The 14,044-nt window shown below is 70.0% G+C and carries 10 protein-coding genes; 9 read left to right on the forward strand and 1 reads right to left on the reverse strand.

Features of this window, described 5'->3' with window-relative positions; all coding sequences use genetic code 11:
• Window positions 1–119 precede the first annotated feature (119 nt).
• The 4 genes from AB0G63_RS24375 (at window position 120) to AB0G63_RS24390 (ending at window position 3,916) form a co-directional block, all read left to right on the forward strand.
• Window positions 120–803, forward strand: a complete 684-nt coding sequence (locus AB0G63_RS24375; RefSeq protein WP_360753860.1) for a helix-turn-helix transcriptional regulator — start codon at window positions 120–122, stop codon at window positions 801–803.
• A 44-nt stretch (window positions 804–847) separates the two neighbouring features.
• The gene (locus tag AB0G63_RS24380) at window positions 848–1,930 is read left to right on the forward strand and encodes an inositol-3-phosphate synthase (RefSeq protein ID WP_324790112.1); all 1,083 of its coding nucleotides are present in this window, start codon (window positions 848–850) and stop codon (window positions 1,928–1,930) included.
• Between the two features lie 85 nt (window positions 1,931–2,015).
• The gene (locus tag AB0G63_RS24385) at window positions 2,016–3,278 is read left to right on the forward strand and encodes an MFS transporter (RefSeq protein WP_360753864.1); all 1,263 of its coding nucleotides are present in this window, start codon (window positions 2,016–2,018) and stop codon (window positions 3,276–3,278) included.
• Between the two features lie 122 nt (window positions 3,279–3,400).
• Window positions 3,401–3,916, forward strand: coding sequence for a hypothetical protein (locus tag AB0G63_RS24390; protein ID WP_360753866.1), 516 nt, complete (start codon window positions 3,401–3,403; stop codon window positions 3,914–3,916).
• 94 nt (window positions 3,917–4,010) lie between these two features.
• Here AB0G63_RS24390 and AB0G63_RS24395 read toward each other — a convergent pair whose 3' ends face one another.
• Window positions 4,011–5,450, reverse strand: coding sequence for a CCA tRNA nucleotidyltransferase (locus AB0G63_RS24395; protein ID WP_360753869.1), 1,440 nt, complete (start codon window positions 5,448–5,450; stop codon window positions 4,011–4,013).
• A gap of 261 nt (window positions 5,451–5,711) precedes the next feature.
• On the opposite strand from AB0G63_RS24395, the gene AB0G63_RS24400 reads away from it, so the two are divergent.
• From AB0G63_RS24400 to AB0G63_RS24420, 5 genes are all read left to right on the forward strand, one after another.
• Entirely contained in the window at window positions 5,712–8,102 is a 2,391-nt protein-coding gene (locus AB0G63_RS24400) for a DUF6049 family protein (RefSeq protein ID WP_360753872.1), read from the forward strand.
• A 44-nt stretch (window positions 8,103–8,146) separates the two neighbouring features.
• Window positions 8,147–10,417 (forward strand): murein biosynthesis integral membrane protein MurJ, encoded by a 2,271-nt coding sequence (gene murJ / locus AB0G63_RS24405; RefSeq protein ID WP_360753874.1) that lies wholly within the window; start codon window positions 8,147–8,149, stop codon window positions 10,415–10,417.
• A 138-nt stretch (window positions 10,418–10,555) separates the two neighbouring features.
• Window positions 10,556–12,274 carry a serine/threonine protein kinase gene (locus tag AB0G63_RS24410; protein ID WP_360753877.1) on the forward strand — a complete coding sequence of 573 codons (1,719 nt, stop codon included), beginning with the start codon at window positions 10,556–10,558 and terminating at the stop codon, window positions 12,272–12,274.
• Between the two features lie 27 nt (window positions 12,275–12,301).
• Window positions 12,302–13,036: an RNA polymerase sigma factor SigM gene (sigM, locus tag AB0G63_RS24415; RefSeq protein ID WP_360753880.1), complete on the forward strand. Its 735-nt coding sequence runs from the start codon at window positions 12,302–12,304 to the stop codon at window positions 13,034–13,036.
• A complete protein-coding gene (locus tag AB0G63_RS24420; protein WP_360753883.1) occupies window positions 13,033–13,983 on the forward strand; it encodes a hypothetical protein in 951 nt (316 codons plus the stop codon). Before sigM ends, AB0G63_RS24420 begins: the two co-directional genes overlap by 4 nt.
• Window positions 13,984–14,044: the final 61 nt, after the last annotated feature.

The raw sequence follows: 14,044 nt of genomic DNA on the forward strand, positions 1-14,044 counted from the left end.
TGAATAAGTGATGTGACCCCGTTCACCGTTTCCCCACTTGTCGCATCCGGGCGGCCGTTCTATCGTCGTGATGTATCGGGTCGATACATCAGCGCGAGATAAGACGAGGGGGCGAGAGGATGAGCCGACGTTCCGGCATCCTCGAGTTCGCCGTACTCGGCCTGCTCCGCGAATCCCCGATGCACGGCTATGAGCTGCGCAAACGGCTCAATACGTCACTGGGAGTGTTCCGGGCGTTCAGCTACGGGACGCTGTACCCCTGCCTCAAGACGCTGGTCGCGAACGGCTGGTTGATCGAGGAGCCGGGGACCACCACCGAGGACGCCCTCGCCGCTCCGCTCGCGGGACGTCGCGCCAAGATCGTCTACCGGTTGACGGCGGAAGGTAAGGAGCACTTCGAGGAACTGCTCTCGCAGACCGGCCCCGACGCCTACGAGGACGAGCACTTCGCCGCCCGTTTCGCCTTCTTCGGGCAGACGTCGCGCGACGTACGCATGCGCGTGCTCGAGGGCCGCCGCAGCCGGCTGGAGGAGCGGCTGGAGAGGATGCGCGCCTCCCTGGCGCGCACCCGGGAGCGCCTCGACGACTACACACTCGAGCTCCAGCGCCACGGGATGGAGTCCGTGGAGCGCGAAGTGCGCTGGCTGAACGAGCTCATCGAGAGCGAGCGGGCCGGGCGGGACCTCAGCGGTTCCGCGTCCGGGGGGTCCGCTCAGCAGGACACCACATCTGGAGCGCCGGGCGGCCTGCCCCGGCCCGGGGACACCCCCGGGCCGGATACGCCCGGCGACACCGCCACGTGACGGTCCACTCAGGACCTCACTCGTACACACAGGGAGCAACCGGAATGGGTTCGGTTCGCGTAGCCATCGTCGGCGTGGGCAACTGCGCCGCGTCGCTGGTGCAGGGAGTCGAGTACTACAAGGACGCCGACCCGGCGTCCAAGGTCCCCGGCCTGATGCACGTGCAGTTCGGTGACTACCACGTCCGTGACGTCGAGTTCGTCGCCGCGTTCGACGTCGACGCGAAGAAGGTCGGCCTCGACCTCGCGGACGCGATCGGCGCGTCGGAGAACAACACCATCAAGATCTGCGACGTGCCGCACACCGGCGTCACGGTCCAGCGCGGCCACACCCTCGACGGCCTCGGCAAGTACTACCGCCTCACCATCGAGGAGTCCGACGCCGAGCCGGTCGACGTCGTGCAGATCCTCAAGGACAAGCAGGTCGACGTTCTGGTCTGCTACCTGCCCGTGGGCTCCGAGGACGCGGCGAAGTTCTACGCCCAGTGCGCCATCGACGCCAAGGTCGCCTTCGTCAACGCCCTTCCGGTCTTCATCGCCGGCACCAAGGAATGGGCGGACAAGTTCACCGAGGCGGGCGTGCCGATCGTCGGCGACGACATCAAGTCCCAGGTCGGCGCCACCATCACGCACCGCGTCATGGCGAAGCTGTTCGAGGACCGCGGTGTGATCCTGGACCGCACGATGCAGCTGAACGTCGGCGGCAACATGGACTTCAAGAACATGCTCGAGCGCGAGCGCCTGGAGTCCAAGAAGATCTCCAAGACGCAGGCCGTCACCTCCCAGATCCCCGACCGGGACCTCGGTGAGAAGAACGTCCACATCGGCCCGTCCGACTACGTCGCCTGGCTCGACGACCGCAAGTGGGCGTACGTCCGCCTCGAGGGCCGCGCCTTCGGTGACGTCCCGCTGAACCTCGAGTACAAGCTCGAGGTCTGGGACTCCCCGAACTCCGCCGGCGTCATCATCGACGCCCTGCGCGCCGCGAAGATCGCCAAGGACCGCGGCATCGGCGGCCCGATCCTGTCCGCGTCCTCGTACTTCATGAAGTCCCCGCCGGTCCAGTACTTCGACGACGAGGCCCGCGAGAACGTCGAGAAGTTCATCCGCGGCGAGGTCGACCGCTGAGCACGCACTGAGACCGCTCCTGCCAGGGCCTGAGGGTCCCCGGGTCGTAAGCCCCGGGGACCCTCCGTGTGTGAGGCTGTGCTCCATGGCCGTCGTCCGTGACCTGCGCACCCTTCTGCGCTTCAGGAACTTCCGGCGCCTGCTCGCCGTGCGACTGCTGTCGCAGGGCGCCGACGGCGTCTACCAGGTCGCGCTCGCCGCCTACGTGGTCTTCTCGCCGGAGAGACAGACCTCGGCCGCCGCGATCGCCTCCGCGATGGCGGTCCTGCTGCTTCCCTACTCCCTGGTGGGCCCCTTCGCCGGCGTCCTGCTGGACCGCTGGCGCCGACGGCAGGTCTTCCTCCACGGCAACCTGATCCGCGCGGTGATGGCGTCGGCGACTGCACTGCTGATGGTCGGCCACGCCCCGGACTGGCTGTTCTACGTCTCCGCCCTGTGCGTCACCGGCGTCAACCGCTTCATCCTGGCGGGCCTGTCCGCCGCACTGCCGCGCGTCGTCGACGAGGAACGCCTCGTGGTGGCCAACTCCCTCTCCCCGACCGCCGGTACGCTCGCCGCGACCGCGGGCGGCGGACTCGCCTTCCTGGTACGGCTGGCATTCGCGCACAGCGACGCCGCCGTGGTGCTGCTGGGGGCGTCCCTGTACCTGTGCGCGGCCCTCGCGTCGCTGCGTATCGCACCGGACGAGCTGGGACCGGAACCAGAGCTGGTGCGGCCCCGGCTGCTGACGGCGCTCGGCGGCAGCGCCCGTGACCTGGTGGCGGGTGTGCGTCATCTCGCCGCCCCGCCGCGCCGGGAGGCCGCCTGGGCGCTGATGACCATGACGCTCATGCGCTTCTGCTACGGCGCGCTGCTGGTCATGCTGCTGATGCTGTGCCGGTACGCCTTCACCTCCACCACCGAAAGCGGACTCGCCCTGCTGGGGCTGGCGCTGGGGGTGTCCGGCGCCGGTTTCTTCGCGGCGGCCGTCGTGACACCGTGGGCCGCGGGACGTCTCGGGCCGGGCTGGTGGATCGTCACCTGCGCCGCGGCCGCCGCGCTTCTGGAGCCCGCCCTCGGCCTCCCGTTCGCCAGAACTCCCATGCTGGCAGCGGCGTTCGTCCTGGGACTGACGACTCAGAGCGCGAAGATCGCCACGGACACGATCGTGCAGTCCTCGGTCGACGACGCCTTCCGGGGCCGCGTCTTCTCCGTCTACGACGTGCTGTTCAACGTGGCCTTCGTCGGCGCGGCGGGAACGGCCGCCCTGGTTCTGCCGCCTGACGGCCGCTCGGCTTTCCTGGTCGTCATGGTCGCCGTGACGTACGGATCGGTTGCTGCCGCTATGGCCCGCTATGAGCGCCGGTAAGTGTCACATCAAAGCCACAGAGTTCTTATCGGCTACAGCGTTGTCAGTGGGGGCCGGTAGCTTACGTGGGTCTTACTCGCGTCTTACGCGACACGTACCCATGCTTTCAGGGGGACCCCCAAGTGACTACTCCGCCTCAGGGCCAGAACCCGTTCGCCCAGGGCCAGCAGCCCTACGACCAGCCTCAGGGCCAGGCCCCGTACCCGCCCCAGGGCGGCTACCCGCAGCAGCCGGGCCAGCCCGGGTTCCCCCAGCCCGGTGCCGCGCCCTACGCCCCGGTGCCGCCGCAGCCCAGCCGCAAGATCGGCTTCAAGACGATCAAGAACATCGTCATCGTCGTCGCCGTTCTCGGCGTGGCCATCGGCGGTTACATAGCCAGCCGCGACGACGCCAACACGGCCGCCGTCGGCGACTGCATGCACCGCGGCAGCACCGACGACAACAACCCGGACCTCGAGGTCGTCGAGTGCAGCTCGGCGAAGGCCCAGTACGTCGTGCTCGCAAAGATCGAGGGCACGTACTCCGCGCTCACGGCCGAGAGCAAGTGCACGGAGAAGGCCAAGGACTTCCAGTACTCGTACACCGAGTCCGGCGACGGCACTGACTTCCTGCTCTGCCTGAAGGACTACAAGAAGTAACCCGGATGCGCGGAGGGGCGGTGTTTCACGTGAAACACCACCCCTTTGACGTTCCGGCGTCATGTTTCACGTGAAACATGACCCGTCCCTCACCTCAGCCCTGCTCGGCCCACCATTCCTTGAGGGCCGCCACCGCCGCGTCGTGCTCCATCGGACCGTTCTCCAGGCGGAGCTCCAGCAGGTGTTTGTAGGCGCGGCCGACAGCGGGGCCGGGGCCGACGCCCAGGACCTCCATGATCTGGTTACCGTCGAGGTCCGGGCGGATCGCGTCGAGCTCTTCCTGCTCCTGAAGGTGGGCGATGCGCTCCTCCAGTCCGTCGTAGGCGCGGGAGAGCGCCGCGGCCTTCCGCTTGTTGCGCGTCGTACAGTCCGAGCGGGTCAGCTTGTGGAGCCGGTCGAGGAGCGGGCCGGCGTCACGGACGTAACGGCGAACCGCGGAGTCCGTCCACTCGCCCGTGCCGTATCCGTGGAAACGCAGGTGGAGTTCGACCAGGCGCGAGACGTCCTTGACCAGCTCGTTGGAGTACTTGAGGGCCGTCATCCGCTTCTTGGTCATCTTGGCGCCGACCACTTCGTGGTGGTGGAAGGAGACCCGGCCGTCCTTCTCGAACCGGCGCGTGCGCGGCTTGCCGATGTCATGCAGGAGGGCGGCCAGGCGGAGTGCCAGGTCGGGTCCATTCCGCTCCAGCGCGATCGCCTGCTCCAGGACGATCAGGGTGTGCTCGTAGACGTCCTTGTGGCGATGATGTTCGTCGCTCTCCAGACGCAGCGCCGGCAGCTCGGGCAGCACGTGGTCGGCGAGGCCGGTGTCCACCAGCAGCGTCAGCCCCTTGCGCGGGTGCGCCGACAGGATCAGCTTGTTCAGCTCCTCCCGCACCCGCTCGGCCGAGACGATCTCGATGCGGCCGGCCATCTCCTTCATGGCCGCCACCACCTCGGGAGCCACCTCGAAGTCGAGCTGTGCGGCGAAACGCGCGGCCCGCATCATGCGCAGCGGGTCGTCCGAGAAGGACGCCTCGGGCGTGCCCGGGGTGCGCAGCGCCCGCGCGGCAAGGTCGTCGCGCCCGCCGTACGGGTCGATGAAGCGCCGTTCCGGCAGCGCGAGGGCCATCGCGTTCACGGTGAAGTCGCGCCGGACGAGGTCCTCGTCGATGGAGTCGCCGTACGACACCTCGGGCTTGCGCGAGGTGCGGTCGTAGGCCTCCGACCGGTAGGTCGTCACCTCGATCTGATAGCCGTCCTTCTGGGCCCCCACCGTCCCGAAGGCGATGCCGACCTCCCACACGGCGTCCGCCCACGGCCGGACGATCTTCAGGACGTCCTCGGGGCGGGCGTCGGTCGTGAAATCCAGGTCGTTGCCGAGCCGGCCGAGCAGCGCGTCCCTGACCGAACCGCCGACCAGGGCGAGCGAGAACCCGGCCTCCTGGAAACGGCGGGCGAGGTCGTCGGCTACAGGGGCGACCCGCAGTGGTTCGCTCATCGCGGGCAGCTCCTGGTTCACGGCGCTGGCAGAGTCTTCGTTGGCGTTCGGCACAACAGAAGAGGGTACGTGGCCCGGGCGTCCGCGAGCGCCCCTATTCGACGCGCACGGACATTCCATCTGATATCAGCCCAAGAAGTGCATGAAAGGGTGGAATGCTGCTCTACCCGCTCTTGTCCTTATATACGTGTCGGCCGACCCCCTGCTTCCCGATCTTGTGGAGTGGTCCGCGGCACTTCCCCTCAGCGGGCATCGTTACCATGCGTGGACGCACATTCCGACGACCACTGACGACGACAAGGGACGGGCGAGCGCGTGGCCGAGGCGGCAGACTTCCAGGGGATGAGTTCCTCACCTGCCCGCCGGTGGCTGCGGCGCACCGGATCCCTGCTCGCGGGGGCGCCTCTCCTCGCCGGGCTCCTGCAGTTGCCGTCGCCCGCCGCCGCACACGCCGCCGGACCGACCTCGGCGGTGCAGGCTTCCGGCTCCGGCGCGGTGGCCGTCGCCCTCGACTCGCTCAGCCCCAGCCTTCCCCAGGACGGGGACACGCTGACCGTGACCGGCACGGTCACCAACAGCGGCAAGCAGGCCGTCACCGGCGCCCATGTGGGCCTGCGCGTGGGCCCGAAGCTCCGCACCCGCTCGGCCATCGAGAACACCGCCCAGAACAGCGGCGAAGTCCCGGTACCGGCCGGCCAGGAGGTGGGCGGCAAGTACGTGGAGAAGTTCGCCGAACTCGCCCCCGGTGTCGCCGAGCACTTCAGCATCTCCGTACCGGTCGACAAACTGGACCTGGGCTCCGACGGCGTCTACGAGTTCACGGTCTCGCTGTCCGGGCGGACCTCCGCACAGCCCTGGGAGCAGGTCCTCGGCGTCCGGCGGACCTTCCTGCCCTGGAAGCCGGACGAGGCCGCCGCCAAGACCAGGACGACGTTCCTGTGGCCGCTCGTGTCCACCGTCCACATGACCGCGGAGACGGGGTCGAACGAACAGCAGACGCCGGTCTTCCTCAACGACGATCTGGCCGCGGAGATCTCGCCCGGAGGCCGCCTCGACGAGATGCTGTCGCTGGGCGCCGGCCTCGACGTCACCTGGGTGGTCGACCCCGACCTGCTGGCCTCCGTCGACGCGATGACCCGCAGCTACAAGGTCCAGACCGGCAGCGGTACCCCCAGGGCCGGCACGCACCAGGCGGTCGCCAAGCAGTGGCTCGCCGAACTGCAGAAGGCCGTGGCCGGCAAGGAGGTCGTCGCACTGCCCTTCGGGGATCCCGACCTGGCCTCCCTCGCACACAACGGCACGAGCGTCACCGGCTCGCTCAGCCACCTCAAGGAGGCGACCGACGTCGTCGCCAACACCGTGGAGCCGATCCTCCACGTGAAGCCGAACACGGACTTCGCCTGGCCCATGGACGGCGCGGTCGACCCGTCGATCGTCAAGGTGGCCACCTCCGCCGGCGCCGACAAGATCATCGCCCGCAGCGACAGCCTCCAGGAGACCGGCGGCCTGCCGTACACGCCGTCCGCGGCCCGCCCCATCGGGGGCGGCGCCACCGCGGTGGTCGCCGACGCCCGGCTGTCCACGGCGTTCCAGGGCGACCTGACGAAGGCCTCCGGCACCACGCTGGCCACGCAGCGGTTCCTGGCCCTGAGCCTGGCCCTCAACGCCCAGTCGAACAAGACGCGCAGCGTCGTCGTCGCCCCGCAGCGCATGCCGACCGTGCGTCAGGCCCACGCGATGGCCGAAGCGCTGAGCGCACTCCAGAGCGGCACCTGGTCGGAGTCCCAGGAACTCGCCGCGGCCGCCGCCGCCAAGCCGGATCCGGGCGCCACGACGAGAATTCCCTCCAGGTCCGACTACCCCTCGACGCTGCGCCGACAGGAGCTGCCGCGGTCCGCGTTCCTGCAGACCGCGACCACACAGGACAAGCTCGACAACTTCAAGGTGATCCTCACCGACCAGTCCCGGGTGGTCACCCCCTTCGGACGGGCGATGAACCGGGAGATGTCCACGTCGTGGCGCGGCCGCGCCCGCGCCGCGGAGAGCTTCCGCGGCAGCGTGGAGTCCCATCTCGACGACCTGACCGGCCAGGTCAAGCTGATCGACAAGTCCGACACCAAACTCTCCGGACACAGCGCCACGATCCCCGTGACCGTGCAGAACAACCTGGTGCAGGGCGTCGGACACCTGGTGCTGCGCCTCAGCTCGACGAGCCCCACCCGCCTGCAGATCGACGGCGACGCCTTCGACGAGCAGCCCGTCGCGGTGTCCGGCGGGCACAGCCAGACGGTGAAGTTCACCACCTCGGCCAGGGCCAACGGCCAGGCCACGGTGATCGCCCAGCTGTACACGGAGGACGGCCAGGCGTACGGCGCACCCGTCAGGTTCGAGGTCAAGGTCACCGAGTTCACGGCCACTGTGATGCTCGTCATCGGCGGCGGCTTCCTCCTGCTCGTCCTCGCCGGCTTCCGCATGTACACCCAGCGCAAGCGCGCCGCCGCCCGCGGGGCCGAGGACGACGGTCCCGACGAGGCGGCGCCGACGGCTGACGGCCCGGAGAACCCCGGAACCCCGGAGGACCGTCTTGACAAGGAAACCGGCACCGGCGCCCGGGCGGACGGCCCGGACCAGCCGAGTGACCGGACACCGGACACCGCGGCGGAAAGCACAGACCCGTCCGGCACGGGTGAGAGAGTGGACCGTTGAGGATGTCGTGGCCGGTGGGCCCGGGACGATGAGGTGGGGTAACCATGAACGCGCCGTACGACGGTGACCGCGGCCAGGCTGCGGGCAGCCCGGGTCACCCCGAGGGCCCGCCGCCCGAACACGGCCAGGTACCGTCGCAGTCCCCCGGCGACATGTACCTCCAGGACGCCTACGACCAGGACCCGTACCGCGAGCAGAGGCTGTCCGCGCAGGACCCCGTCGCCGAGGCGCTCTACGACCGCGCCGCGCACCCTCCGCCGCCCGCGGGCACGCACGAGCCGCAGCAGCCGCTGTACTCGCAGCCGCCCAGGTCGGCGCACGCCCCCGACCCGCGGGTGTGGGCGCAGACCCCGGCCCCCGAGCCGGACGGCCCCAGCCGGCACCTGCCCTACGGCGACGATCCGCGGACGACGCAGTACGTGGGCGTCGACGACCTGGTCACCCAGGCCGGCGAGGAGCGCCACCAGCCGGATGCCTTCGCCCATCTCTTCCGCGACCAGCAGCAGGACGGCGGGCCCCGGCTTCCGGTAGACGCCCGGGCGGTGCCGGGCCCGGCCGCGCCCCCGCGCGGGCCGGAGCCGGCCGTGGCGGTCCCGGTGCCGGCGGACGACCGGACCATGAACCTCGGCACCGCCACCGAGCCCCCCGCACCGGCTCCCGCGCCCGCGCCCGCCGCCAAGAAGGGCGGCCGCGCGTCGGGCCTGCTGAAGTCGAGCGCCGTGATGGCGGCGGGCACGATGGTCTCCCGCCTGACGGGCTTCATCCGCTCCGCGCTGATCGTCTCCGCCCTCGGCGTCGGCCTGCTCGGCGACACCTTCCAGGTCGCCTACCAGCTGCCCACGATGATCTACATCCTGACCGTCGGCGGCGGCCTCAACTCCGTGTTCGTGCCGCAGCTGGTGCGCGCCATGAAGGAGGACGAGGACGGCGGCGAGGCATACGCCAACCGCCTGCTGACACTCGTGATGGTGGCGCTGGGCCTGCTCACCGCCGCGGCGATCTTCGCCGCGCCGCTTCTGATCCGTCTGCTGTCCGACTCGGTCGCCAGCGACCCGGCGGCCAACGAGGTCGGCGTCACCTTCGTCCAGTACTTCCTGCCCTCGATCTTCTTCATGGGCATCCATGTGGTCATGGGGCAGATCCTCAACGCGCGCGGCAAGTTCGGCGCGATGATGTGGACCCCGGTCCTGAACAACATCGTCATCATCGTGACGCTCGGCGCGTTCATCTGGGTGTACGGCACCTCGGCGGACTCCGGCATGGAGGTCACGAACATCCCGCCGGAGGGCCAGCGCCTCCTCGGCATCGGCGTGCTGCTCGGCCTCGTGGTCCAGGCCCTGGCCATGATCCCGTACCTGCGCGAGACCGGCTTCCGGGTGCGGCTGCGCTTCGACTGGAAGGGCCACGGCCTCGGCAAGGCGGCCACGCTCGCCAAGTGGACGGTCCTTTTCGTCCTCGCCAACCAGGCGGGCGCCCTCGTCGTCTCCCAGCTGTCCACGGCGGCCGGCAAGGCGTCGCCGGTCGACGGCACCGGCTTCGCCGCCTACGCCAACGCCCAGCTGATCTGGGGCCTGCCGCAGGCCATCATCACCGTCTCCCTGATGGCCGCCCTGCTGCCGCGCATCTCCCGCTCGGCGGCCGAGGGCGACGCCGGCGCCGTCCGTGACGACATCTCCCAGGGCCTGCGGACGACGGCGGTCGCCATCGTGCCGGTCGCCTTCGGCTTCCTCGCGCTCGGTATCCCGATGTGCACGCTGATCTTCGGCTCCTCGGGCACCAGGGAGGCCACCAACATGGGATTCATGCTGATGGCCTTCGCCCTCGGCCTGATTCCGTACTCCGTGCAGTACGTCGTCCTGCGCGCCTTCTACGCCTACGAAGACACCCGGACGCCCTTCTACAACACGGTCATCGTCGCCGCGGTCAACGCGGGCGCCTCGGTGGTCTGCTACTTCGTGCTGCCGGCGCGCTGGGCCGTGGTCGGGATGTCGGCCTCGTACGGCGTGGCGTACGCCATCGGCGTCGGCGTCGCCTGGAACCGGCTGCGCAAGCGCCTCGGCGGCGACCTGGACGGCGCCCGCGTCCTGCGGACGTACGCGCGGCTGTGCATCGCCTCGGTGCCCGCGGCGCTGCTCAGCGGCGCGGCCTGCTACGCCATCGGCCACACGCTCGGCCAGGGCGTGGCCGGTTCGTTCGCGGCGCTGCTGGTCGGCGGGGCGGTCCTGCTCGGCATCTTCTTCCTTGCGGCGCGGCGGATGCGCATCGAGGAACTGAACTCACTGGTCGGCATGGTGCGCGGGCGTCTGGGCCGCTGAGGCGGGGGTACGCGCACAACCATCGTCCGCCGTCGTGTGTCGTGCATACAGGCGGACTGTGGGCACAATTGGTTTCGGCGTCGGACGGCGCGCACGGACGTCGGTCGGCGCGCATGGGATGGGGAGGCAGGAACGACGGTGGCGGAACGGAGCACGGCTGCCGTCGACGTGGCAGACAACAGTGGCGATGAGCCGCTGACCGCACAGGCGGACCAGTCCACGGCCGACGGGGTGGCCCAGAACCGGGAGTGGGACACGGACATCGACGAGGCACAGGGGAGCAGGGGGACCGACGGTCCCGGCAAGGTCTCACCGCCGGAGCTGCACAGCGGTCACAAGCTGGCCAGACGGTACCGGCTGGAGGAGTGCGTCACCCGTCTGGACGGATTCAGCAGTTGGCGTGCGGTGGACGAGAAACTGCGCCGTGCCGTGGGCGTCCACATCCTGCCCGCGGACCACTCGCGGGCCCGCGCCGTCCTCGCCGCCGCCCGCTCCTCCGCGCTGCTCGGCGATCCCCGCTTCGTCCAAGTACTGGACGCCGTCGAGGAGAACGACCTCGTCTACGTCGTCCACGAGTGGCTGCCCGACGCCGTCGAACTGACCACGCTGCTCGCGTCCGGCCCGCTGGAGCCGCACGACGCCTACCAGATGGTCAGCCAGATCGCCTCCGCCATGGCCGCCGCCCACCGTGAAGGCCTCGCCCATCTCCGGCTGAATCCCAACGCGGTCCTGCGCACCTCCAGTGGCCAGTGGCGCATCCGCGGCCTCGCCGTGAACGCCGCGCTGCGGGGCATCAGCTCCGAGAGCCCGCAGCGCGCCGACACCGAGGCCGTCGGCGCGCTTCTGTATGCGGCGCTCACCCAGCGCTGGCCGTACGAGAGCGACGCCTACGGCCTGTCGGGGCTGCCCAAGGACGTTGGACTGATCGCGCCCGACCAGGTGCGGGCCGGTGTCCACCGCGGCCTGTCCGAACTGGCCATGCGCGCACTCGTCAACGACGGCGCGACCGCCTCCCGTCACGAGTCGCCGTGCACCACGCCGGAGGAACTGGTGAAGGCGATCGGCGAGATGCCGCGCATCCGCCCGCCGGAGCCGGCGTTCACCGCGCCGCCGGAGTACCAGCGCACGACGTACCAGCAGGGCTCTTACGGCCGCCCGGCGCCGCACCCCGGCGTCACCCAGCCGGTGCCGGCCCCGCCCGCCCCGCTGCAGAGCCGTACCGGCAAGGCGCTGAAGTGGGCCGTCTCGGCCCTCCTCATCGCCGCCCTGGGCCTGGGCAGCTGGCAGCTCGCGGACGCCCTCATGGACCACGGCGACAAGTCCGACGACACGAACAAGACCCAGACGACGGACGGCAACGACAAGAACGGCAAGACGAAGCCGCTCAAGCCGATCGCCGTTCGGGGCGCACAGGAGTACGTGGCCGCGGGCGAGGCCCAGCACCCTGCCGACGTCGCCAAGACCTACGACGGCGACACGTCCACCGGATGGCGTACCAACAGCTTCAAGGACGGCCCGAAGATAGTGATCAAGCCGGGCGTCGGCATCGTCTATGACCTCGGTTCCGACCACAAGGTGGCGACCGCGACGCTTTCACTCCGGTACGGCGGCGATCACACGACGGTCGAGCTGTACGCGACCAACTCCCCGGATTCGTCCACCCCGCTCAGCTCGATGACCAAGCTAGGCTCCGTCACGACGACCGGCACCTCCGCAAGCGTGACTGTCGCCAAGCCGAAGACGAGCCGATACGTACTGGTCTGGCTCACGGCGATGCCGTACTCCGGTGATGACTCCGCCAACTTCAGCTACGCCGGTTACAAGCAGGCCATCACCGAAGTGAAGTTCACCGGCTGAGAAGTACGTGCAGGGGAAGGGGGGCCGATGGCAGATGGAAGCGCATACGGCGACGCAAGCGATCAGGACCTCCTCGCCCGTCACGTGGCAGGCGATCCCGACGCCTTCGGTGAGCTCGTGCGGCGTCATCGGGACCGTCTGTGGGCCGTGGCGCTGCGGACGCTGGGCGACCGTGAGGAAGCCGCCGACGCCGTTCAGGACGCCCTCGTCTCCGCCTACCGGGCCGCGCACACGTTCCGCGGGCAGTCGGCCGTCACGACCTGGCTGCACCGGATCACGGTGAACGCCTGCCTCGACCGTGCCCGCAAGGCCGCCTCACGCAAGACGTCGCCCGTCGACGACCCCGAGCGGCTGGAGCAGCTGCTGGAGCCCCACGAGGAGGCGTCCGCCCCTGCGGAACGCAACGATCTCCACCGCCAGCTGCTGGAAGCGCTCGGCACTCTGTCGCCCGACCAGCGTGCCGCCCTCGTCCTCGTCGACATGCAGGGCTACCCGGTCGCCGAGGCCGCCCGCATGCTCGACGTCCCCACCGGCACGGTGAAGAGCCGCTGCGCGCGAGGCAGGGCGAGACTCCTGCCCCTGCTCACCCATCTGCGGGCGGAAAGCGCCGACGACGGCGACGAACGCGGACAGAGGCGGAACCGGACGCCCGGGACATCCGTCCCACCCGCAGCGGGACCGCCGGCCGGTGTCCGCGACCCGGGGCCGGACGCCGAGCCGAGTGATTCAGCTGCTGTGAAGGGCGGAGGTGGGCGAGCGTGACTTCCACGCAGGACAGTGCCGGGCACCCGGACATCGCCGAGATCTCCGACCTCGCCGAAGGACTACTCCCGCCGGCCAGGACCACGGAGGTACGGCGGCATCTGGACGACTGCGAGCTGTGTACCGACGTCTACGCGTCGCTGGAGGAGATCCGGGGCCTGCTCGGCTCCCTCCCCGGCCCGCCGCGCATGCCCGCCGACGTCGCCGGGCGTATCGACGCGGCCCTCGCGGCCGAGGCTCTGCTGAGCGCGACGACGCCCGGCACCTCCGGCTCCCAGCAGCCGGCGACCGGCTCCGGCTCACTGTCCGACGTGGACGACGGCACGCGTGTTTCACGTGAAACATCGCCCACGACCGACCGCCCCACGCGTCGCGCCCGCGTCTCGACCACCGGCCCGGGCCGCAAGGACCGCATGGACCGCATGGACCGCAAGCGGAGCGGCCGTCGCAGGGCCGCCGTCCTCGGTACGGTCTTCGCGGTCGCCGCTCTGGGACTCGGCTCAGTCCTCGTCACGACGCTGGACGACGACGCGTCGACCGGTACGCAGGCCGACGGTCGGCAGACCACCGCGGCGGACACCTTTTCCCAGAGCAAGCTGGAGAAGCACGTCTCCGACCTCCTGGCGAAGGAGCGGGGCTCGGACACCGGCTCCAGCGCCCCGCACAGCCATGGTGTGCAGGATGGTTCCGGTATCGCGTCGCCCAGGCTCCTCCGGACGCCGACGGTCCCGGACTGCGTCCGGAAGGGCATCGGTCGCACCGACCCGGCGCTGGCCACCGAGGAAGGCACCTACAAGGGCGTCGACGCCTTGCTCGTGGTGCTGCCCGACTCGTCCGACAGCACGAAGGTGACCGCGTACATCGTGGACTCGACGTGTGTGACCCACCCGTCGTCCGCCAAGGCCGACGTTCTGCTGGTGCAGTCCTATACCCGGTCGTCCGACTGACGCTTCGTCTCCCGCCCGCGTGGCATCCCGTACGGTGCATGGTTCCGTGTGCCCGGACACA

Origin of the sequence: Streptomyces sp. NPDC020996, from assembly GCF_040641355.1 — a bacterium.
In the GTDB taxonomy this organism is placed as follows: Bacteria; Actinomycetota; Actinomycetes; order Streptomycetales; family Streptomycetaceae; genus Streptomyces.

Excerpts from the sequence above, each read along its gene's own strand:
- AB0G63_RS24385 (WP_360753864.1), top strand. The coding sequence starts at position 2,016 with ATGGCCGTCGTCCGTGACCTGCGCACCCTTCTGCGCTTCAGGAACTTC.
- AB0G63_RS24380 (WP_324790112.1), top strand. The coding sequence starts at position 848 with ATGGGTTCGGTTCGCGTAGCCATCGTCGGCGTGGGCAACTGCGCCGCG.
- sigM (WP_360753880.1), top strand. The coding sequence starts at position 12,302 with ATGGCAGATGGAAGCGCATACGGCGACGCAAGCGATCAGGACCTCCTC.
- AB0G63_RS24375 (WP_360753860.1), top strand. The coding sequence starts at position 120 with ATGAGCCGACGTTCCGGCATCCTCGAGTTCGCCGTACTCGGCCTGCTC.
- murJ (WP_360753874.1), top strand. The coding sequence starts at position 8,147 with ATGAACGCGCCGTACGACGGTGACCGCGGCCAGGCTGCGGGCAGCCCG.